19 protein-coding genes are annotated in these 18,757 nt (G+C 72.6%); 5 read left to right on the top strand and 14 right to left on the bottom strand.

What is annotated here, in order from left to right:
• Positions 1 to 37 precede the first annotated feature (37 nt).
• On the bottom strand, positions 38 to 811 hold the full coding sequence (locus ACFYPD_RS18045) for a GNAT family N-acetyltransferase (protein ID WP_387114249.1): 774 nt from the start codon (positions 809 to 811) through the stop codon (positions 38 to 40).
• A 32-nt stretch (positions 812 to 843) separates the two neighbouring features.
• Positions 844 to 1,617: a sulfite exporter TauE/SafE family protein gene (locus ACFYPD_RS18040; RefSeq protein ID WP_387114246.1), complete on the bottom strand. Its 774-nt coding sequence runs from the start codon at positions 1,615 to 1,617 to the stop codon at positions 844 to 846.
• A gap of 186 nt (positions 1,618 to 1,803) precedes the next feature.
• Here ACFYPD_RS18040 and ACFYPD_RS18035 point away from each other — a divergent pair, with 186 nt between their 5' ends.
• On the top strand, positions 1,804 to 2,583 hold the full coding sequence (locus ACFYPD_RS18035) for an endonuclease/exonuclease/phosphatase family protein (protein WP_387114243.1): 780 nt from the start codon (positions 1,804 to 1,806) through the stop codon (positions 2,581 to 2,583).
• Positions 2,584 to 2,599: 16 nt separating this feature from the next.
• Here ACFYPD_RS18035 and ACFYPD_RS18030 read toward each other — a convergent pair whose 3' ends face one another.
• The 3 genes from ACFYPD_RS18030 to ACFYPD_RS18020 all read right to left on the bottom strand — a co-directional run bounded on the left by ACFYPD_RS18030 (position 2,600) and on the right by ACFYPD_RS18020 (position 5,625).
• A complete protein-coding gene (locus ACFYPD_RS18030) occupies positions 2,600 to 3,481 on the bottom strand; it encodes a bifunctional 5,10-methylenetetrahydrofolate dehydrogenase/5,10-methenyltetrahydrofolate cyclohydrolase (protein ID WP_387114240.1) in 882 nt (293 codons plus the stop codon).
• Positions 3,482 to 3,573: 92 nt separating this feature from the next.
• Complete coding sequence (locus ACFYPD_RS18025; RefSeq protein WP_387114237.1) at positions 3,574 to 4,599, bottom strand: hypothetical protein; 1,026 nt, start codon at positions 4,597 to 4,599, stop codon at positions 3,574 to 3,576.
• 18 nt (positions 4,600 to 4,617) lie between these two features.
• Positions 4,618 to 5,625, bottom strand: a complete 1,008-nt coding sequence (locus ACFYPD_RS18020; protein WP_387114234.1) for a tyrosine-type recombinase/integrase — start codon at positions 5,623 to 5,625, stop codon at positions 4,618 to 4,620.
• 94 nt (positions 5,626 to 5,719) lie between these two features.
• Here ACFYPD_RS18020 and ACFYPD_RS18015 point away from each other — a divergent pair, with 94 nt between their 5' ends.
• Both ACFYPD_RS18015 and ACFYPD_RS18010 read left to right on the top strand, forming a co-directional pair.
• Positions 5,720 to 6,589 carry an aminoglycoside phosphotransferase family protein gene (locus tag ACFYPD_RS18015; RefSeq protein ID WP_387114231.1) on the top strand — a complete coding sequence of 290 codons (870 nt, stop codon included), beginning with the start codon at positions 5,720 to 5,722 and terminating at the stop codon, positions 6,587 to 6,589.
• A 206-nt stretch (positions 6,590 to 6,795) separates the two neighbouring features.
• A complete protein-coding gene (locus tag ACFYPD_RS18010) occupies positions 6,796 to 8,019 on the top strand; it encodes a hypothetical protein (protein WP_387114228.1) in 1,224 nt (407 codons plus the stop codon).
• 71 nt (positions 8,020 to 8,090) lie between these two features.
• On the opposite strand, the gene ACFYPD_RS18005 is transcribed toward ACFYPD_RS18010, so the two are convergent.
• Both ACFYPD_RS18005 and ACFYPD_RS18000 read right to left on the bottom strand, forming a co-directional pair.
• The gene (locus ACFYPD_RS18005; RefSeq protein WP_387114225.1) at positions 8,091 to 9,053 is read right to left on the bottom strand and encodes a helix-turn-helix domain-containing protein; all 963 of its coding nucleotides are present in this window, start codon (positions 9,051 to 9,053) and stop codon (positions 8,091 to 8,093) included.
• A gap of 73 nt (positions 9,054 to 9,126) precedes the next feature.
• Positions 9,127 to 9,552, bottom strand: coding sequence for a YybH family protein (locus ACFYPD_RS18000; RefSeq protein WP_387114222.1), 426 nt, complete (start codon positions 9,550 to 9,552; stop codon positions 9,127 to 9,129).
• Between the two features lie 254 nt (positions 9,553 to 9,806).
• On the opposite strand from ACFYPD_RS18000, the gene ACFYPD_RS17995 reads away from it, so the two are divergent.
• A complete protein-coding gene (locus ACFYPD_RS17995) occupies positions 9,807 to 10,988 on the top strand; it encodes a hypothetical protein (RefSeq protein WP_387114219.1) in 1,182 nt (393 codons plus the stop codon).
• A 65-nt stretch (positions 10,989 to 11,053) separates the two neighbouring features.
• On the opposite strand, the gene ACFYPD_RS17990 is transcribed toward ACFYPD_RS17995, so the two are convergent.
• Positions 11,054 to 11,968: an RNA polymerase sigma-70 factor gene (locus tag ACFYPD_RS17990; RefSeq protein ID WP_387114414.1), complete on the bottom strand. Its 915-nt coding sequence runs from the start codon at positions 11,966 to 11,968 to the stop codon at positions 11,054 to 11,056.
• Between the two features lie 177 nt (positions 11,969 to 12,145).
• Here ACFYPD_RS17990 and ACFYPD_RS17985 point away from each other — a divergent pair, with 177 nt between their 5' ends.
• On the top strand, positions 12,146 to 12,631 hold the full coding sequence (locus ACFYPD_RS17985; protein WP_387114216.1) for a carboxymuconolactone decarboxylase family protein: 486 nt from the start codon (positions 12,146 to 12,148) through the stop codon (positions 12,629 to 12,631).
• A gap of 128 nt (positions 12,632 to 12,759) precedes the next feature.
• On the opposite strand, the gene ACFYPD_RS17980 is transcribed toward ACFYPD_RS17985, so the two are convergent.
• The 6 genes from ACFYPD_RS17980 to ACFYPD_RS17955 all read right to left on the bottom strand — a co-directional run bounded on the left by ACFYPD_RS17980 (position 12,760) and on the right by ACFYPD_RS17955 (position 18,731).
• The gene (locus ACFYPD_RS17980; RefSeq protein WP_387114213.1) at positions 12,760 to 15,138 is read right to left on the bottom strand and encodes an ATP-binding cassette domain-containing protein; all 2,379 of its coding nucleotides are present in this window, start codon (positions 15,136 to 15,138) and stop codon (positions 12,760 to 12,762) included.
• Positions 15,139 to 15,220: 82 nt separating this feature from the next.
• Positions 15,221 to 15,631 (bottom strand): VOC family protein, encoded by a 411-nt coding sequence (locus tag ACFYPD_RS17975; protein WP_387114210.1) that lies wholly within the window; start codon positions 15,629 to 15,631, stop codon positions 15,221 to 15,223.
• 5 nt (positions 15,632 to 15,636) lie between these two features.
• A complete protein-coding gene (locus ACFYPD_RS17970) occupies positions 15,637 to 16,086 on the bottom strand; it encodes a helix-turn-helix transcriptional regulator (RefSeq protein WP_387114207.1) in 450 nt (149 codons plus the stop codon).
• 86 nt (positions 16,087 to 16,172) lie between these two features.
• Positions 16,173 to 17,117, bottom strand: coding sequence for a TerC family protein (locus ACFYPD_RS17965; protein ID WP_387114204.1), 945 nt, complete (start codon positions 17,115 to 17,117; stop codon positions 16,173 to 16,175).
• Positions 17,118 to 17,272: 155 nt separating this feature from the next.
• A complete protein-coding gene (gene pdxY, locus ACFYPD_RS17960) occupies positions 17,273 to 18,124 on the bottom strand; it encodes a pyridoxal kinase PdxY (RefSeq protein ID WP_387114201.1) in 852 nt (283 codons plus the stop codon).
• Between the two features lie 34 nt (positions 18,125 to 18,158).
• Positions 18,159 to 18,731, bottom strand: a complete 573-nt coding sequence (locus tag ACFYPD_RS17955; RefSeq protein ID WP_387114198.1) for a GNAT family N-acetyltransferase — start codon at positions 18,729 to 18,731, stop codon at positions 18,159 to 18,161.
• Positions 18,732 to 18,757: the final 26 nt, after the last annotated feature.

Genomic DNA, 18,757 nt, shown 5'->3' with positions numbered 1-18,757 from the left:
GTGGCGGCTGGACAGGACAGACTGACCGGTCAGGCGGTCACGGCAGGCGGCGCAGCGCGCACTCGGTGAAGTCGGCAACCCGGGTGAAGCCGAGCCGCTCGTAGAGACGCACCGCCGCGGTGTTGTCCGCCTTCACGTTGAGCGTCACGTGATCGACCGTGGCGCGCAGCCCGGCGCACAGCGCGGCCACGGCCGCCCCGGCCAGGCCCCGACCCCGGACGTCCGGGTGGGTGGTCACATTGCCCAGCGCCGCCACCCGCCACGTCGGCGACCACACGTGCACCCCGGCCACCGCCACCAGCCGGCCGGCCTCCCGCACCCCGACGTAACGGCCGGTGTCCAGCATCCGCGGGTCGAACCAGTTGCCCAGGTACGCGGCCGCGTACAACTCCCGCAGCTCCGGCAGGTCGGCGCGGCCCAGCGGCTCCCCGGCCGGCGGCACCGCGGCCAGCCGGACCGGGTCGGTCAGCGCCATCCGGTGGTGCACAGCCGCGTCGGAGACCGCGTACCAGCGGGCCACCGTGGCGTCCAGGCCGGGGGAGAGGTGCGCCCACAACCTCGCCGGCAGCACCGGCGCCGCCTCGACCAGCAGCGCCGCCAGGTCCCCGGCGCGCTCCGGCGGCGCGAACGCCAGCAGGGTGGGCAGCTCCACACCGTGGTAGAGCAGCACCACCTCATCGCCCCGGCGGAACCAGGACGTGTACGGCCAGAAGAAGTCGTCCAGGTCACCCAACTGGTACGCGTGCAGCACCGGGTCCCGACCCAGCAACCCGGCGAGGACGGCACGGTCATGTTCGGCGCGGACAGCCACCCGCCGATGATCACACGCCGGCGGTCAGCGCCTCACGCCGCCACCCACTGGTCGTAGCCCAGCTTGCCCACCAGCGCCAACACCACCACCAGCAGCACCACCCGCACGAAACCCGAGCCGCGCCGCAACGCCATCCGCGCGCCCACCGCCGCCCCGGCGACGTTGCACACCGCCATCGCCGCGCCCAGCAGCCACCACACGTGCCCGGTCGCCGCGAACACCACCAGCGCCCCCAGGTTCGTGCCCGCGTTGACCACCTTCGCCATCGCCGAGGCGTGCACGAAATCCGCGCCCACCAGCGCGGTGAACGCCACCACCAGGAACGTGCCCGTGCCCGGGCCGATCAACCCGTCGTACAGCGCGATGCCCAACCCGGCCACCGCCACGGCCGTCGCCACCCGCACCGGCGTGCGCCGCCCCGGATACGACACCACCCCCAGCCGCGGCCGGGTCAGCACGAACACCGCCACCGACACCAGCACCGCCAGCACCACCGGCCGGTACGCCCCCGCCGGCACCGCCCCCGCCAGCGCCGCGCCCACCCCGGCCGTCAGCACCGCCAACCCCGCCGCCGGCCCCGCCACCGCCCAGTCCAGCTTCGTACGCCGCGCGTACGTCAGAGCCGCCGTCGACGTACCGAAGATCGCGGCCAGCTTGTTCGTGCCCAACGCCGTCGCCACCGGCACCCCCGGCGCGCCCAGCAGCAGCGCCGGCAACAGCAACAGGCCACCGCCGCCCACCACGGCGTCCACCCAGCCCGCCACGGCGGCCGCGCTCAACAGGGTCGTCAGCGACAGAGGATCCACGGGCCGTCATTCTGCCCACCCCCGTCACCCCGACGAGGCACCCTGTGGCCAGCCTCACCGCAGCTCAACGCCCCCGACGCCGCCGCAACAACAGCCCCACCCACGCCACCGCCACGAACACCAGCATCGAACACAGCAACGCCTTCAGCACCCGGCAAGCCTGCCACGCGGACGTAGGGTGTGCAGGTGCGCCTGGCCACCTTCAACCTGCTGCACGGCCGGTCCCTCACCGACGGACTCGTCGACCCCGACCGGCTCACCGCCGCCGTCACCGCACTCGACGCCGACGTCCTCGCCCTGCAGGAGGTCGACCGCGACCAGACCCGCAGCGGCAACCTCGACCTCACCGCCATCGCCGCCCGCGCCCTCGACGCCCCCGAACACCGCTTCGCCGCCGCCGTCGTCGGCACCCCCGGCGAACAGTTCCGCCCCCTCACCCACGACGACGACGGCCACGGCGAACCCCTCTACGGCGTCGGCCTGGTCAGCCGCCACCCGGTCCGCTCCTGGCAGGTCACCCGCCTGCGACCCGCGCCCGTCCGCTCACCGATCTACGTCCCCGGCCCCGGCGGCGGGCTCGTCCTGCTCCGCGACGAACCCCGCGTCGTGCTCGCCGCCGTCCTCGACACCCCGCACGGGCCGCTCACCGTCGCCGCCACCCACCTGTCCTTCGTGCCCGGCTGGAACATGCTGCAACTGCGCCGCGTCGTCCGCGCCCTGCGCGCCCTGCCCGCCCCGCGGATCCTCCTCGGCGACCTCAACCTGCCCGCCGGACCCGCCGCCCTGCTGACCCGCTGGCGACCCCTGGGCCGCCGACCCACCTACCCGGCCGGGCAACCCCGGGTCCAACTCGACCACATCCTCGCCGACCGGCGCGGCCTCGACCGGCTGCCCCCGGTCACCGCCGTCGACACCCCGCCGTCGACCATCTCCGACCACCGGCCGCTCGTCGTCGACCTCGGCTGACCGCCCGACCGGGCGCTCAGCCCAGCCCGGACATCCGCTCCGCCGCGCGCACCGCGTTGCGGAACAGCATCGCCACCGTCGTCGGACCCACCCCGCCGACCCGCGGCGTGATCGCCCCCGCCACCTCGGCACACGACTCGTCCACGTCCGGCAGCAGCCGCCGCCCCTCGTAACGCACCCCACCGCCGACCACCACGCCACCCGGACGCACATGCTCCGGCTGGATGATCCCCGGCACCCCGGCCGCCGCCACCAGGATCTCCGCCCGCCGCGTGTACCGCGGCCAGTCCGGCACCCCCGTGTGCACCACCGTCACCGCCGCGTTCGCCGTCGGCCGCTTCTGCGCCAGCAACATCGCCAACGGCCGGCCCAACGTGGCGCCCCGACCCAGGATCACCACCTCCCGGCCCGCCACCGGCACCCCGTGAAACGCCAGCAACGCCTCGATCCCCGCCGGCGTGCACGGCAACGGGCCCGGCAACCCCAACGCCAACCGGCCCATGTTCACCGGGTGCATCCCGTCCACGTCCTTGTCCGGGTCCAGCTCCGCCAGAGCCCGGTCGTAGTCCAGGTGACCCGGAATCGGATACTGCACCAACACCCCGTGCACGGCCTTGTCCGCGTTGAAATCCGCCAGCACCGCGTGCAGATCCGCCTGCGACGCCGACGCCCGCAGATGCACATGCGGCGACACGAAACCCAGCTCCGCCGCCTGCCGCTGCTTGATCCGGATGTAACCCGCGCTCGCGTCGTCGTCGCCCACCAGCACCGTCGCCAACGCCGGCGTCACCCCCGCCGCGCGCAACGCCACCACCGACTCGGCGACCTCCGCCAACACCTGCTCCGCCACCGGCGCACCCGGCAGCAACCGCGCCGTCGTCGTACCCGAAGAAGACATGCCGCACCCCGCCCACGGAGGCCCAGGCGGTCGACCCCCGCGCCGAGCTCCCCGATGGTTGCCCATCCCCGTGCCGCCAGTCGCGTTCACCCTCAGCCTGCCACAGCCCGCTCCACCACCGCATCCGCCACCGCCTGCCACCGCGGTAACGACCCAAACAACGCCGCCGCCCGCCGCCTCCGCTGCACCACCGACGCCACCTGAAGATCCGCCAACACCGCCTCGAACGCCGGCCGCAACACCCGCTCCCGCCGCGGCGCGTCCACCGCCAGCACCGCGTGACACCGCGCGTACGTCACCACGATCCAGAACATCGCCTCCCGGTGCGCGCCCGCCGCCACCAGCTCCGCGCTCCCGTCCAGCACCACCGGCCGCCCCGCCGCCGACAGGTCCGCAACGAACGGAAACGGGGTACGCGCCACCCGCGCCGCCTCGTCGAACGCCACCGCCAACCCCGCCAGGTGCTCCCGCACCCGACCCGGACCCACCCCACCGCCGTCCAGCGACGCCAGCAACTCCTCGTACCGGTCGGCGAACCCGTACCCGGCCAGCACCTCCCGCGCCCGCACGTACCGCCGCCGCACCGTCGGATCCCGCAACCCCGCCACCGCCGGCAGCACCGCCAGCACCGACGTCGGGAACACCCACGCCAGCACCTGCTCCGGCAACGACGCCCGCTCGTCCAGCCGCGCCAACCCGTCCTCGATCCGGCGCCGCACCCCGGCACACCGCCGGCGCACCCATAACGGATCCGCGAACCCCGCCGCCACCCGATCCCGGATCACCGCCAGCCGACCCGACGGGTCCGCGATCACCGCGTCCGCCCGGAACATCGGCGCGAACACCCACGACCCCAGCACGTCCACCGGCGACCCCAACTCCGCCCACGTCAGCGCCGAGACCTCGACCAGCACCCCACGGTGCCGGAACTTGCCCACCTTCGCCGCCGGGGCGTCCCGCACCAGCAGAACGTCCACATCCGACGACGGCGGCAGCACCGCCTCGTCCGGCAGACCCACCGTCGACCCGCTGAAGAACGCGCCCCCGATCGACGGATCCCGGCGCATCTCCTCCCGCACCCACTCGACCGCCACCGCCCGCGCCGCACCCACCCGCATCCCGACCATGCTGCCCGCTCAGGGCGCCTCCCGCCGCGCCACCAGACCGGCCAGGGCCCGGTTCGTGCGGTTCGACGCCACCGCCGCGCGCTGCTGACCCGCCGTCACCTCGATGTACGTCTGCGACGACGCCAACGACGCGTGCCCCAGCAACCGCATGATCTCCGCCGCGCTCGCCCCGTCCTCCGCCAATCGCGTCGCGAACGTGTGCCGCAACGCGTGCAGCCGCGCGCCCCGCGGCACCCGGTCACCGATCCCCGCCCGCCGGTAACACGACTCCACCAGGTACTGCAGGCCACCCCGGCGCAGCGGCTCACCCCGCCGGTCCACCAGCAGCGGCGAATCCGGCCGGACGGTACGCGGCCCGAACCGCCGCCGCCGGCTGTCCAGATAGTCCGCCAGCACCCGGTCCACGCCCGCCTCGATCGGCACCGTGCGCGGCCGGCCGCCCTTGCCCGCCACGTCCACCCGGCGCTCGCCGGCCCGGCCGGCCACCGACGCCACCCGCAGCGCCAGCAGCTCCGACAGGCGCAGGCCCGCGCAGAGCGCCAACGCCAGCACCGCCAGGTCCCGCTGCGGCCACGGATCGCGCTGCCGGCCGTCCTCCCGGGCCACCGCGGCCAGCAGCTCCTCCGGGGTGTCCTCGCCCCGCAGCGGCTTGGGCTGGGGGAGCGGCGTCCGGGGCCGCCCCACCGCCGGCATCGGATTCCCGGGTACGACGCCCTCGGCGACCAGGAACGTGAAGAAGCTGTTCCAGGTGGACCAGGCACGGTGGACCGATGCGGCGGCGCGGGGCGCGGCGAAGCGGGCGAACGCCGCGCGCATGACCCGGGGGGACAGGGCGGTGACCGGGAGCCGGTCGAGGGGGAGGGGAGTGGTCCCATCCCCGGCCGCCACCAGTCCGGCCACGGTGGTCAGGTCCCGCCGGTATGCCGCCAGGGTGTGGGGGGAGGGCTTCCGGGTGGCCCGGGCGGTCAGGAACTCCTCAATCAACTGTCCTACCGGCTCGTCCGGTTTGTCGTGCATAAGGCATATTATGCACGATTTTCGCGTTCCCGCCAGTGCTCGGTGCGGGGGAGCGACCCGGGAAACCACTTGTCGCGGCACCCAGACTGGGTCCGTGGTGGACATCGACGAACAACTCGTACGCCGGCTCGTCGCCGCCCAGTTCCCGCGCTGGGCGCACCTGCCCGTCACGGCGGTGGACCGGCAGGGGTGGGACAACCGGACGTTCCGCCTCGGGAACGATCTCGTCGTGCGGCTGCCCAGCGCCGAGGGATACGTGCCCGGCATCGCCAAGGAGGACCGCTGCCTGCCGGCGCTGGCCCGCCACCTGCCGTTGCCCGTGCCCGAACCGGTCGCCACCGGCCGGCCCGGCGCCGGCTACCCGTACCCCTGGTCTCTGCGGCGCTGGCTGCCCGGCGACACCCTTGAGGTCGCCGGGGAGGTCGACCGGTCCGCCGTGGCGCGCGACCTCGGGGCGTTCCTGACCGCCCTGTGGGAGGTGCCGACGGCCGGCGGCCCGGCGGCCGGGAGGCATTCCTGCTTCCGGGGCTGCCACCCGAGCGCCTACGGCGACGAGGTGGAGGACGCCCTGGACGTGCTGCGGGGCCGGGTGGACACCGCGGCCTGCCGGGACGTCTGGGCGCGGGCGCTGACCTCGGCGTGGCCGGGGCCGCCGGTCTGGTTCCACGGGGATGTGGCCGTCGGCAACCTGCTCGTCTCCGGTGGTCGGCTGTCCGCGGTCATCGACTTCGGTACGTGTGGCGTCGGGGACCCGGCCTGCGACCTGGTGCCGGCGTGGACCTGGTTCACCGGCCCGGAGCGACAACAGTTCCGGGAGGCGGCCGGCCTGCCCGACGACGCCTGGCGGCGCTCCCGCGGCTGGGCGCTGTGGAAGGCGCTCATCCAGCTGGCGCGTCCGGGCGAGCGGTACGAGGAGCAGGTGCGGATCCTGGCGTCGGTCCTGGCCGATCCGGTCGTGGACTGACGTCGGGGAGACCCCGGAACCTGCTTACTTGACATAATGTACATTATCGACTTTGCCGTTGCGGCAGCGTGCGCGGCTGGATTCGGCCATGGCGACTTCCCGCCACCTGAGGGCCCTGTCGCTTCCTCAAGCCGGATCCGATGCTGACTGCACCGGAGCCCTCCGCCTCGCGGACGGCTCCCGGCCGAACAACCCAGGGAGCGTACATGAGGAAGATCGCCCTTCGGCTGGTCACCGCAGTCTCCGCCATGGCCCTCATCGTGGGGCCTGGACTGCCGGCCACCGCGGCGAAACCCGCCCTCGCGACGACCGCGTCGCAGACCTACACCTACGACCTCGCCACCGGCACCACGAGCGATCCGGTGACCCAGGCGAAGATCGACAGGATCGCCGCGCAGCTGCCGGCGGACTGGCGTGCCCGGCTCGCCGCCGTGCGGGCGGCGTCCGGCATCGAGCCCTCCGGCCTGCGGAACGCCATCGCGGCAGCCATCGACCCCGGCGACTACGAGTGCGGCGACACCGCGTTCAGCGCCTGGGTGGACCAGATGATCGGCGGCATCGACATCGGCACGCTGTTCATCCTGGTCATTTTCGGCGTCCTCGACTACCCGACCTACGACGCGGTCCTGTACGGCTCGTCGGCGGACCAGACCGACTACGGCCTGCCCGCGGAGTACCAGAACTCGATGTCGCGGGCCTTCCGGGCCGCGCAGAAGTTCTGGGACGTCCCGCTCGGCGACGTCGACTTCTTCGCCATGCAGAACGACATGCTGCAGGATCCGGAGCGGGTCGCCCGCATGGTCACGCTCTTCCTGGGCCTGACCGGTGACGACGCGCGCAGCATCGCCGAGCAGCTCGTCGACATCATCAACTCCGACCCGGGCCTGGCCGGCGGCAACAGCCCGCTGTTCACCCTCAACGCCTTCGCGTTCAGCGCGGCGGACGAGACCGGGCCGCCCTTCGCGGGCCTGCCCGACAAGATGGTCTTCGGCGAGGGCATGTTCACCGCGCTGGAGGTGCTGGGCATCAGCGACGCCGGCCCGCGCGCGGTGCTCGGTCACGAGATGGCCCACCACGTCCAGTACGAGGCCGGCCTGTTCGACAGCCCGCTCACCGGTCCGGAGGCCACCCGCCGTACCGAGCTGATGGCCGACGCCTTCGGCACCTACTTCGTCACCCACGCGCGTGGTCTGGCTCTGAACGACCGCCGGGTCCTGGAGGCGGAGCGGGCCTTCTACGAGGTGGGCGACTGCTCGTTCACCGCGGACGGCCACCACGGCACCCCGAACCAGCGACTCCGGGCCTCGACCTGGGGTGCGGAGCTGGCCGACGGCGCCCAGAAGCAGGGTCACATCCTGCCGTCGGCCACCCTCGATCTGCAGTTCGAGCAGCAGCTGCCGGTGTTCGTCGCGCCGGACGCGAACGAGTGATCCGACGCGGCTGAAACCGGGCCGGCTGTCCCCCGTGGACGGCCGGCCCGGTTCTGCGATCGGGGGCGGTCTCAGAGCCAGCCGCGGCGCGCTGCCTGCACGCCCAGCTGGAACCGGCTGCGGGCGCCGAGCGACTTCTGCAGGGCGGCGATCCTCCTGGTGACCGTACGCTCGCTGACTCCCAGCTCCCGGGCGATCGACTCGTCGGTGAGGCCCGCGCCGAGCAGGGTGAGCAGGTGCCGGTTCGACTCGCTGGGACCACCGTCGGGCGCGCCGTGCAGGGGTATGGCGGAGATGGGCACGCCCAGTGCCCAGAACGATTCGAAGACGCCGATCATGGCGTCGAGGAAGCCGCCGCCGAGTATCACCAGCCCGTGCAGGCGCTCGGCGCCGGGCATGGGCGCGGTGAGGACCGCCCACCGGCTGTCGGCGACGGTGAGGTTGCAGGGGACGTGCGGGAAGACCCGGGCGGACTCCCCCGCCGAGATCGCCTGCTGGACGAGCGCCATCGCCGTGGGCTGCCGCAGGATGTGCGTGCCGTAGACCACGCGGTACGTGACGCCGCGGTGCATCGCCTCGGCGGATCCGGGCGCTTGCGCGAGCTGGGGTGCGCCGTCGCCGACGGGCCCGACGGACAGCGCCATGACCTGGTTGCGCACCTCGCGGTGCAGCTTTTCCTGGGCCGCGACCGTGCTGTCGGTGGTGGTGAGCACCTCCAGGTAGTCGGGCAGGGGTGACTGCTCCGCCCACAGCCGCCCCAGCGCCTCGGAGCCCTGGCGGGCGGCCGCGGCGGCTCGCAGGTGTCGTTCGGCGAGGACCTCGAGGGTGAGCCGGGGCGGCAGGGGGACCCACCTGTCCCCGTCGGGCTCCACGAGGCCGAGGCCGGCCAGCTCGCCGAGGGCGTCGTCGACAGCGGTCACGTCGATGCCGAGCCGTGCGGCGAGTTTCTCGCGGTGTGGAGGACCTCCCTGCACGAGGGCAAGGTAGGCGCGTTCGGTCAGGTCGGACATTCCGAGGTCGCGCAGTGCACCCACAACAGGTGTCTATCACGGTGTCTGGCTGGGCGGATGCCCCGCTGTTGCGGCTCGACCGGCCTCGGCCGCCGGGTCAGGGCCGGAGGTCGACCACTCCCCGGCCGGTGCGGATGTCGAGCGGCACGGAGACCTGGTCGTGGGCGATCAGCCAGGTTCCGTCGATCTTCTGGAAGCAGAAGGTGGCCCGGACCCACATGCCGTTCGTCGCGGTCCCGTCGTGCAGTGTGCCGCTGAGCCGGCCGAACGCGTGTCCGAAGGCGACGTTGTCGCCGACGGTCAGGGTCAGGTCCCGGACCTCGTAGGAAACGGTGTCGAAGAACGCGAAGACGTTCGCCCAGTTCTTGAGTTTGGCGTCGATCCCGACGTGTTGCAGTGGCGGTTCGACATCGAAGGACACCACGTCGGTCGTGTAGAGCCTTCGCAGGGCCTCGAGGTCCTTGTTCCGCAGTCCTTCGACGATCCCGTCGATCTGCTGCCGGATGCTGGTTTCGTCCGCCATGTTCTCCTGCCTCTCCTCGGACGAGATCGTGCCGCCCGGCCGTGTTCAGCGGCTCGGGCTGACTTTTCGCTCCATGTGCGACAGCTTTTCGGTGCGGCCGACACGGGCACGCCGGGGGTACCGGACCCGGCCGGTTGCCGATAGTGTCCACGCATCCACCGTCCGTTCATCCGGAGGGCTGCGTCATGAGGTTCGGACTTCCGTGGCTGCGCCGAACGGTGGCGGCCGTGCTGCTTCTTCTCGGAGGGGTCGGCGTGCCCGCGGCATCCGCCTCGGCGGCGCCGACGGCGCCGGCGGGTACGGACCTCACCGTCGACCTGGCCGGCGGGACGATCCCGCTGGGGGTCACGAAGAAGACGCTTCACCTGAAGATCAGCAACCCGGGCGACGCGACCCCGACCCGGGTCGTCGTCCGGGTCGACGCGTCGGAGCTGGACGATTCGAGTTTCCGGATCATGCTCTGGCCGACCGGCGGGCTGGGTGAGTGCGACGGCGACTTCTCCGGCTGGTACTGCGACCTGCTGCCGGATCAGCTTCCGGGGCCGGGCGAGACGGTGGAACTTCCCGTTCTCGCCACCGTCCAGACCGGAGAGCCCTTCGCGGGCCGGATCAAGGTGACGGTCGAGGTCGAACCGGTCGACACGAATCCGGCCGACAACACGAAGTGGTTCCCGATCGAGGTGGTGGATCACGCCGAAGCCGACCTTTCGGTAATCGCGCCGGACGTGACGCAGTCGGTGCGGATCGCTGCCGACGGCAGCATCACATCCACCGGCACGTTGAATCCGGGCGAGACGGGCGCGGTGCGCTACACGATCGCCAACCAGGGGCGGAAGCCGGTCGACGGCATCAAGGTCGAGCTGCGCCTGCCCACGGGCGCCAGGTTCACCAGGCCGCCGGGTGAATGCGTCCTCGGTGACGGCGGGCGTGCGGCGGTCTGCACCTACGACCGGCTGGCCCTCGTTCCTGTCGACCAGGACACCGACCCGAACGACCAGCGCCACTCCGCCGTCGAGCTGTACCACCTGGTGACAGTCTCGGCCGCCACGAAGGCGCCGGTCACGTTGCGGAACGGGACCGTCCGGGTCGAGGGTCTGAGCGAGCCTCGGTCGGACCGTTCCGGCCCGGCGCGGAGCGCCCTTCCCACGAACGCCGTCGCCGTACGGGCGGTCGACGTGGACGACAGCGACAACCAGGACGGGTTCGCGGTCGTGGTGGTCGCGAACAGCAGCGGCGGAGGTAGTGGCGGCGACTCCGGTGACGGTGGTGGCGCTGGTAGTGGCGGCGACCCCGGCGACGGTGGTGGCGCTGGTGGTGGCGGCAGCTTGCCGATCACCGGGTCCCGGGCCGGGCTGACCGCCGGGACCGGCCTCGCGATGCTGGTGGGTGGCGGCGTGCTGCTGCTCCTGACCCGACGGCGCGGGGCCGTCCGGTGACCCTCGACGGGTGACCGGTGTTGGCGGTGCGCAACTGACGGTGCTGGTGGCCACGGCAGGCGCGTTCAGCGGCGCAGGCTGACCTCGCGCTCCATGTGCGACAGCTTCGCGGGATTGCGCACGGCGTAGAGCCCGGTGACGAGGCCGTCGTCCATGCGCACCGCCAGGACGGTGTCGATCTCGTCGCCCTGCTGAAGGATCAGCGCCGGGTAGCCGTTGACCTGCGCCGGCCGCACCGACATCAGCTCGGCGATCCGGCCCAGCCCGGCGGCCAGCAGGCGGGCCACCTTGTCGGCACCCACGACGGGCCGCGGGACGGCCTGCTTGACTCCCCCGCCGTCGCCCAGGAACACGACATCCGGTGCGAGGATGTCGAGCAGGCCTTGCAGGTCGCCCGTGGCGGTCGCCTTCTGGAACGCGTCGAGCGCGTCCCGGGTCTGTGCGGCGGACACGACGCCGCGCGGGCGGCGGGCGGCGACGTGTCCCCGGGCCCGGTGGGCGATCTGGCGGACCGTGGCGGGGCTCTTGTCGACGGCTTCGGCGATCTCGTCGTAGCCGAGGTCGAACACGTCGCGCAGCACGAACACGGCCCGCTCGGTGGGTGTGAGGGTCTCCAGCACCAGCAGCATCGCCATGGAGACGCTGTCGGCCAGCTCGACGTCCTCGGCCACGTCGGGCGCGGTGAGCAGCGGCTCGGGGAGCCAGGAGCCGACGTAGGACTCCTTGCGGCGGCCGAGCGTGCGCAGCCGGGCGAGTGCCTGGCGGGTGGTGATCCGGACCAGGTAGGCGCGCTGTTCCCGGACCGTGGTGAGGTCGACGCCGACCCAGCGCAGCCAGGTCTCCTGCAGGACGTCCTCGGCGTCGGCGGCCGAGCCGAGCATCTCGTAGGCGACCGTGAAGAGCAGGTTGCGGTGGGCGAGGAACACCTCGGTGGCGGGGTCCGGGCGGTCGTCGGGTGCGGTCTGCGCCGTGCCGGCCATGGGTGGCTCCTGTTCGGTCTCGTCGGTCTCCCCCATCAGATGCCGGGCGGGGCCGTCGTGTGACACCGGGGCGGCGGCGATGGTTGTGGTGCTCGTCACGCGGGCGCGCTGTCACGGGGATGGGGTCGTCCGGCATCTCGTGGTCGTCCGATGCGGCACCACGAGGGAGGACGAGCCATGGATGCTCGGTTCGACATGTTCGCCAATGAGATCGCCGTCAAGTTCGCCAAGCGGTTCGCCAACGCCGCTCTGGTGATCCACCAGTCGCCGCTGCCGAGTTCCACGCAGGAGTTGGTGTCGCTGCGCGCCAGCCAGATCAACGGCTGCGGGTGGTGCATCGACATGCACACCAAGGAGGCGGCGGCCGCCGGTGAGACGCCGGTGCGGCTCAACCTGGTGGCCGCGTGGCGCGAGTCGACGGTGTTCACCGAGGCCGAGCGGGCGGCGCTGGCGCTCGCCGAGGAGGGCACCCGGCTGGCCGACGCCCACCAGGGGGTGTCGGACGAGACGTGGGACGCGGTGCGCAAGCACTACGACGACGACCAGATCGCGGCGCTGGTCGCCCTGGTCTCGTTGATCAACGCGGCGAACCGGATGGCGGTGATCGTGCACCAGCGGGGTGGTTCGTACGAGCCCGGCATGTTCGCCGCCGCGTTGGGGTGATCGGCGGCGGATGCCGGCCCGGCCCGGGATCGTCCGGGCCGGGCCGCTCCCCCGGCCTGTCCGCCGTCTGGCCGGCGTCGGGACGGGGTGGCGCCGCGGCCACTCCGTCCCGTTGTCGGGCGCGCCGGTCAGGCGCCGATGTAGGTGGCGAGGTGTTCGCCGGTGAGGGTGGAGCGGGCGGCGACGAGGTCGGCGGGGGTGCCCTCGAAGACGATCCGGCCGCCGTCGTGGCCGGCGCCGGGACCCAGGTCGATGATCCAGTCGGCGTGCGCCATGACGGCCTGGTGATGCTCGATGACGATGACCGACTTGCCGGAGTCGACGAGCCGGTCGAGCAGGGCGAGCAGGTGTTCGACGTCGGCGAGGTGCAGGCCGGTGGTCGGCTCGTCGAGGACGTAGACGCCGCCGCTGGTGGCCATCTGGGTGGCCAGCTTGAGGCGCTGGCGCTCGCCGCCGGACAGGGTGGTGAGCGGCTGGCCGAGGGTGAGGTAGCCGAGGCCGACGTCGGCGAGCCGGTCGAGGATCTTGTGCGCGGCGGGGGTGCGGGCCTCGCCGGCGCCGAAGAACTGCTCGGCCTCGGTGACGGACATGGCGAGCACCTCGCTGATGTCGCGGCCGCCGAAGTGGTATTCCAGGACCGATGCCTGGAACCGCTTGCCCTCGCACTCCTCGCAGGTGGTGGCGACGCCGGCCATCATGGCCAGGTCGGTGTAGATGACGCCGGCGCCGTTGCAGGTGGGGCAGGCGCCCTCGGAGTTGGCGCTGAACAGTGCCGGCTTCACGCCGTTGGCCTTGGCGAAGGCCTTGCGGATCGGGTCGAGCAGCCCGGTGTAGGTGGCCGGGTTGCTGCGCCGGGAGCCGCGGATGGCGCCCTGGTCGACCGTCACCACCCCGTCGCGCCCGGACACCGAGCCGTGGATGAGTGAGCTCTTGCCGGAGCCGGCCACGCCGGTGACGACGACGAGCACCCCGAGCGGGATGTCGACGTCGACGTTCCGCAGGTTGTGGGTGTCGGCGCCGCGCACCTCCAGCGCTCCGGAGGGTGTGCGGACGGACGGCTTGAGGTGGGCCCGGTCGTCCAGGTGCTGCCCGGTGAGCGTGCCGCTGGCCCGCAGTCCCTCCAGGGTGCCCTCGAAGACCACCTCACCGCCGGCGGTGCCGGCGCCGGGGCCGAGGTCGACGACGTGGTCGGCGATGGCGATCGTCTCGGGTTTGTGCTCGACGACGAGGACGGTGTTGCCCTTGTTGCGCAGTTGCAGCAGCAGGTCGTTCATGCGCTGGATGTCGTGGGGGTGCAGCCCGATGGTGGGTTCGTCGAAGACGTAGGTGACGTCGGTGAGCGAGGAGCCGAGGTGGCGGATCATCTTGGTGCGCTGTGCCTCGCCGCCGGACAGCGTGCCGGACGGTCGGCTGAGGGAGAGGTAGCCGAGCCCGATCTCGACGAAGGAGTCGAGGGTGTGCTGCAGCTTCGCCAGCAGCGGCGCCACCGACGGCTCGTCGAGGCCGCGTACCCAGGCGGCGAGGTCGCTGATCTGCATCGCGCACGCGTCGGCGATGCTGATGCCGCTGATCTTCGACGAGCGGGCGGCCTCGCTGAGCCGGGTGCCCTCGCAGTCGGGGCAGGTGGTGAACGTGACGACCCGTTCCACGAAGGCGCGGATGTGCGGCTGCATCGAGTCGATGTCCTTGGACAGCATCGACTTCTGAATCTTCGGGATCAGGCCCTCGTACGTGAGGTTGATGCCCTCGACCTTGATCTTGACCGGCTCCTTGTAGAGCAGGTCGTGCAGCTCCCTCTTGGTGAACTTGCGGATGGGCTTGTCCGGGTCGAAGAAGCCGCAGCCGCTGAAGATGCGGCCGTACCAGCCGTCCATGCTGTAGCCGGGGACGGTGAGCGCACCCTCGTTGAGCGACTTGCTGTCGTCATACAGTTGGGTCAGGTCGAAGTCGGTGACCGAGCCCGTGCCCTCGCAACGGGGGCACATGCCGCCGGTGATGCTGAAGCTGCGCCGCTCCTTCGTGGTCTGGCCGCCACGTTCGAGGGTGACGGCGCCCGCGCCGCTGATGGAGGCGACGTTGAAGGAGAACGCCTGGGCCGAGCCGATGTGGGGCTGCCCGAGCCGGCTGAAGAGGATGCGCAGCATGGCGTTGGCGTCGGTGACGGTGCCGACGGTGGAGCGGGGGTTGCCGCCCATCCGCTCCTGGTCGACGATGATCGCGGTGGTCAGCCCGTCGAGGACGTCGACCTCGGGCCGCGCGAGGGTCGGCATGAAGCCCTGCAGGAAGGCGCTGTAGGTCTCGTTGATCAGCCGCTGCGACTCGGCGGCGATGGTGCCGAACACCAGTGAGCTCTTGCCGGAGCCGGAGACGCCGGTGAACACGGTCAGCCGGCGCTTCGGGATCTCGATGCTGACGTCCTTGAGGTTGTTCTCGCGCGCCCCCTGCACGCGGATCAGGTCATGGGTGTCGGCGACGTGCTGCGCGGGCGACGGGGTGTCCGTCCTCATCGTGTCTCCATCTGTCACGTGGGCCGCCTCCGCGGCCGCCGTCGGCGTCGGCTGGCTCGATCTGATCATGTCGGTCCGACAGTCAGCGCAGCTCCTTGATGCGGATCAGGTTGCCCGCGGGGTCGCGGAACGCGCAGTCGCGGACGCCGTAGGGCTGCTCGATCGGCTCCTGGACCACCTCGGCGTCGCCGGCCTGGATCTTGTCGAAGGTGCCGTCGAGGTCGTGGGTGGCCAGCAGGATCCAGCCGTAGGTGCCCTTGGCCATCATCTCGACGATGGTACGGCGCTCCTCGTCGGTGACCCCGGGGTCGACGGCCGGCGGCGCCAGCAGGATGGAGGTGTCGGGCTGCCCGGCGGGGCCGACCGTGATCCAGCGCATCCGGCCCTGTCCGACGTCGCTGCGGACCTCGAAGCCGAGGACGTCGCGGTAGAAGGCCAGGGAGGCGTCCGGGTCGTCGTGCGGGAGGACGGTGGTGTTGATGGTGATGTCCATGGCAGTCAGGCTAGGTGCGGCGTGACGGCGGGCGCTTCTCGATTCCTGATCGGTCTGGTCACCTGCTTGGCCAGGCACGGCGGCATCTCGCCGGAGCCGCCGGCCGCGCGGGCCCGGTAGGTGCTCGGCGGCACGCCGACCAGTTCGGTGAAGCGGGTGCTGAAGGTGCCCAGGGACGAGCAGCCGACCGCGAAACAGACGTCGGTGACGCTGAGGTCGCCGCGTCGCAGCAGCGCCATCGCCCGCTCGATGCGCCGGGTCATCAGATAGGCGTACGGCGACTCCCCGTAGGCGAGCCGGAACTGGCGGCTGAGGTGCCCGGCCGACATGTGCGCGCCGCGGGCGAGCGCCTCGACGTCCAGCGGCTGGGCGTACTCGCGGTCGATGCGGTCGCGGACGCGGCGCAGCCGGGCGAGGTCGCGTAGGTGCTGCGCCGGGTCGGAACTGCTGGTCACCTGCCAGATCGTGCCACGTCGCGTCGGGGTTGCCCACCGCGTCGCCGTGGCGTCCCGGTTCCTGTCGACACGTCTCGTGGCGGCCGTCACCGGGCCCGCGCGCCCCGGTGGGCGGCCACCGCGCTCCAGCCGATGGCGGTGGCGAGCGTCAGCACCACCACGGCGAGGGTGAGCCAGACCGGCAGCTTGCCCACCGGGGTCTCGGCGAGGATCAGCTTCACCCCGGCGAACGCGAGCAGCACGGCCAGCCCGTAGCGCAGGTGGCCGAAGTGCCGCAGCAGGCCGGCCAGGCAGAAGTACAGGCTGCGCAGCCCGAGCACGGCGAAGGCGTTCGCCGTCCAGACCAGGAAGGTGTTGGTGGTGATGGCCAGGATCGCCGCGACCGAGTCGATCGCGAAGACCACGTCGGTGGCCTCGATCGCCACCAACGCGACCAGCAGCACGGTGCCCGTGCGGCGGCCGTCGACCCGGGCGGTGAAGCGGCCGTCGCGGTAGCGGGGCTCGGTGGGCACCAGCCGACGGAAGAGCCGGACGGCGACGTTGCGGTCGGGGTCGACGTCCGGCTCGCCGCGGACGGCGAGGCGCCAGCCCGTCCAGATCAGGAACGCGCCGAGCACGAGACCGGCCCAGGTCAGCCGGTCCAGCAGTTCGGCGCCCGCGAAGATGAACACCAGCCGGAAGCCGAGCGCCCCGAGCACCCCCCAGAAGAGCACCTTGTGCTGGTACACGGCGGGCACCCGGAAGTATCCGAACAGCAGTGCGAAGACGAACACGTTGTCGACCGACAGCGCCTTCTCCAGCAGGTACCCGGAGTAGTACGCCACCGCCGGCCCGCTGCCGCGCCAGAGCCAGATCACCAGCCCGAAGGTGACCCCGGCGGTGATCCACACCGCGCTCCAGAGCAGCGCCTCGCGCAGTTCGATGACGTGGTGGTCGCGATGGGAGAACACGTCGACGGCGAGCATGACAGCGATGACCGCGCCGACGGCCATCCACGCCCAGGCCGGCGCAACGAAGGCGGTTCCCTCCATCCGGCGTCCTCCGCATCCGCAGCAGGGCGGGGCGGGGCGCCCGGGCCGGCCCGCAGGCGCGGCGGCGGACTGCGTCGCTTTCGAGCCTAGGCGAGCCGCCGGTCGGGGGACGGCGGTCCGGCGAAGTCCCCCGACCGGCGCGGCGGTGGGTCGCCTCAGCGCAGCCGGCGGGCGCCGAACCGGGTCGGCGGGTCGGCGATGGCGTCCTGGGCGGCGACGAGTTGCAGTTCCCGGGTGCCGGCGGCGAGGGTGGCCTCGAGGACGGCGTAGATGGAGTTGGTGGTGCGCTCCAGAGCGGTCTCCGGCGAGCCGGTGGTCGCGAGGTGGGCCAGGTAGAGCGCGGCGGTGACGTCGCCGCCGCCGTTGGGGCTGATCGGCAGCAGCGGCGTGGTGACCGCCCATGCGCCGTCGTCGGAGACGGCGATGACCTCCAGCGACCCGGCGGGGACGTCGCCGTGCAGCACGCTGGTGACCAGCACGTGCCGCGGTCCGGTGGCGCGGACGACGTCGACGGCGGCGAGCAGGTCCGCCACGGTGTCGGTGCTGCGGCCGGCGAGGAACTCCAGCTCGAACTGGTTCGGGGTGACGATGTCCGCGCGGGGCACGACGGTGTCGCGCAGGTACTCGGGGATGCCCGGCCGGACGAACATGCCGCGGCCGACGTCGCCCATCACCGGGTCGCAGCAGTACAGGGCGTCCGGGTTGGCGGCCTTCACCCGCGCGACCGCGTCGAGGATCACCGCGCCCATCGCCGGGTCGCCCTGGTAGCCGGAGAGCACTGCGTCGGCGGTGCCGAGCACGCCGCGGTCCTCGATGCCGGCGATCACCTCGGCGACGTCGGCCGGGGGCAGCAGCGGCCCGCGCCAGGCGCCGTACCCGGTGTGGTTGGAGAAGTGCACGGTCAGCACCGGCCAGACCTCGTGGCGCAGCCGTTGCAGCGGGAAGACGGCGGCGGAGTTGCCGACGTGACCGTAGGCGACCGACGACTGGATGGACAGGATCTTCACCGGCTCATCGTCGCATCCGCGGCGGCGGCCCTGGTCAGGTGTCGGTACGCAGGCGGGCGTGCACGTGCATGTCGTGCCAGCCGTCGGTGTGCCGGGCGGCGCCGCGGTGGGTGCCCTCGGCGGTGAGGCCGGCCCGTTCGGCCACCCGGCAGGAGGCCGGATTGGCGGTGGAGTGGCGCAGCCAGACCCGGTGCAGGCCGAGCCGGTCGAAGCCGAAGGCGGTGAGCGCGGTCAGGGCGCGGGCGGCGACGCGCCGGCCGCGGGCGGCGGGCAGCACCCAGTACGACACCTCGGCCTGGGCCTCGGGCAGGTCGACCGCGCGGAGGCTGATCTGACCGAGCACCGCGGTGTGGTCGGTGACCGCCCAGCCGGCGCCGGTCTCCTGCCGCCAGCGGCGCGGCCAGGCGTCGATCCAGTCGCGGGCCTCGTCGTCGGTCATGGCGCGGCAGTGCCAGCGGCGGACGGCGGGGTCGGCGTACGCGGCGAGGACGGCAGGCCGGTCGTCGGGGCGCCAGGGGCGCAGGAGCAGGTCGCCGGCGTCGAGGTCGGGTTGGGGCTGGCCGGCGAGGACGCCGGGGCGCAGGGCCGGGGTGGTGAGCAGCGGCATGTGCTCATGATCGGCCACAACCCGTG

It is taken from the genome of Micromonospora sp. NPDC005299, from assembly GCF_042872345.1.
Classification (GTDB): Bacteria; Actinomycetota; Actinomycetes; order Mycobacteriales; family Micromonosporaceae; genus Micromonospora.
The sequence above is the reverse complement of the archived record's forward strand: the minus strand, read 5'-3'. Positions and strand labels throughout refer to the sequence as shown.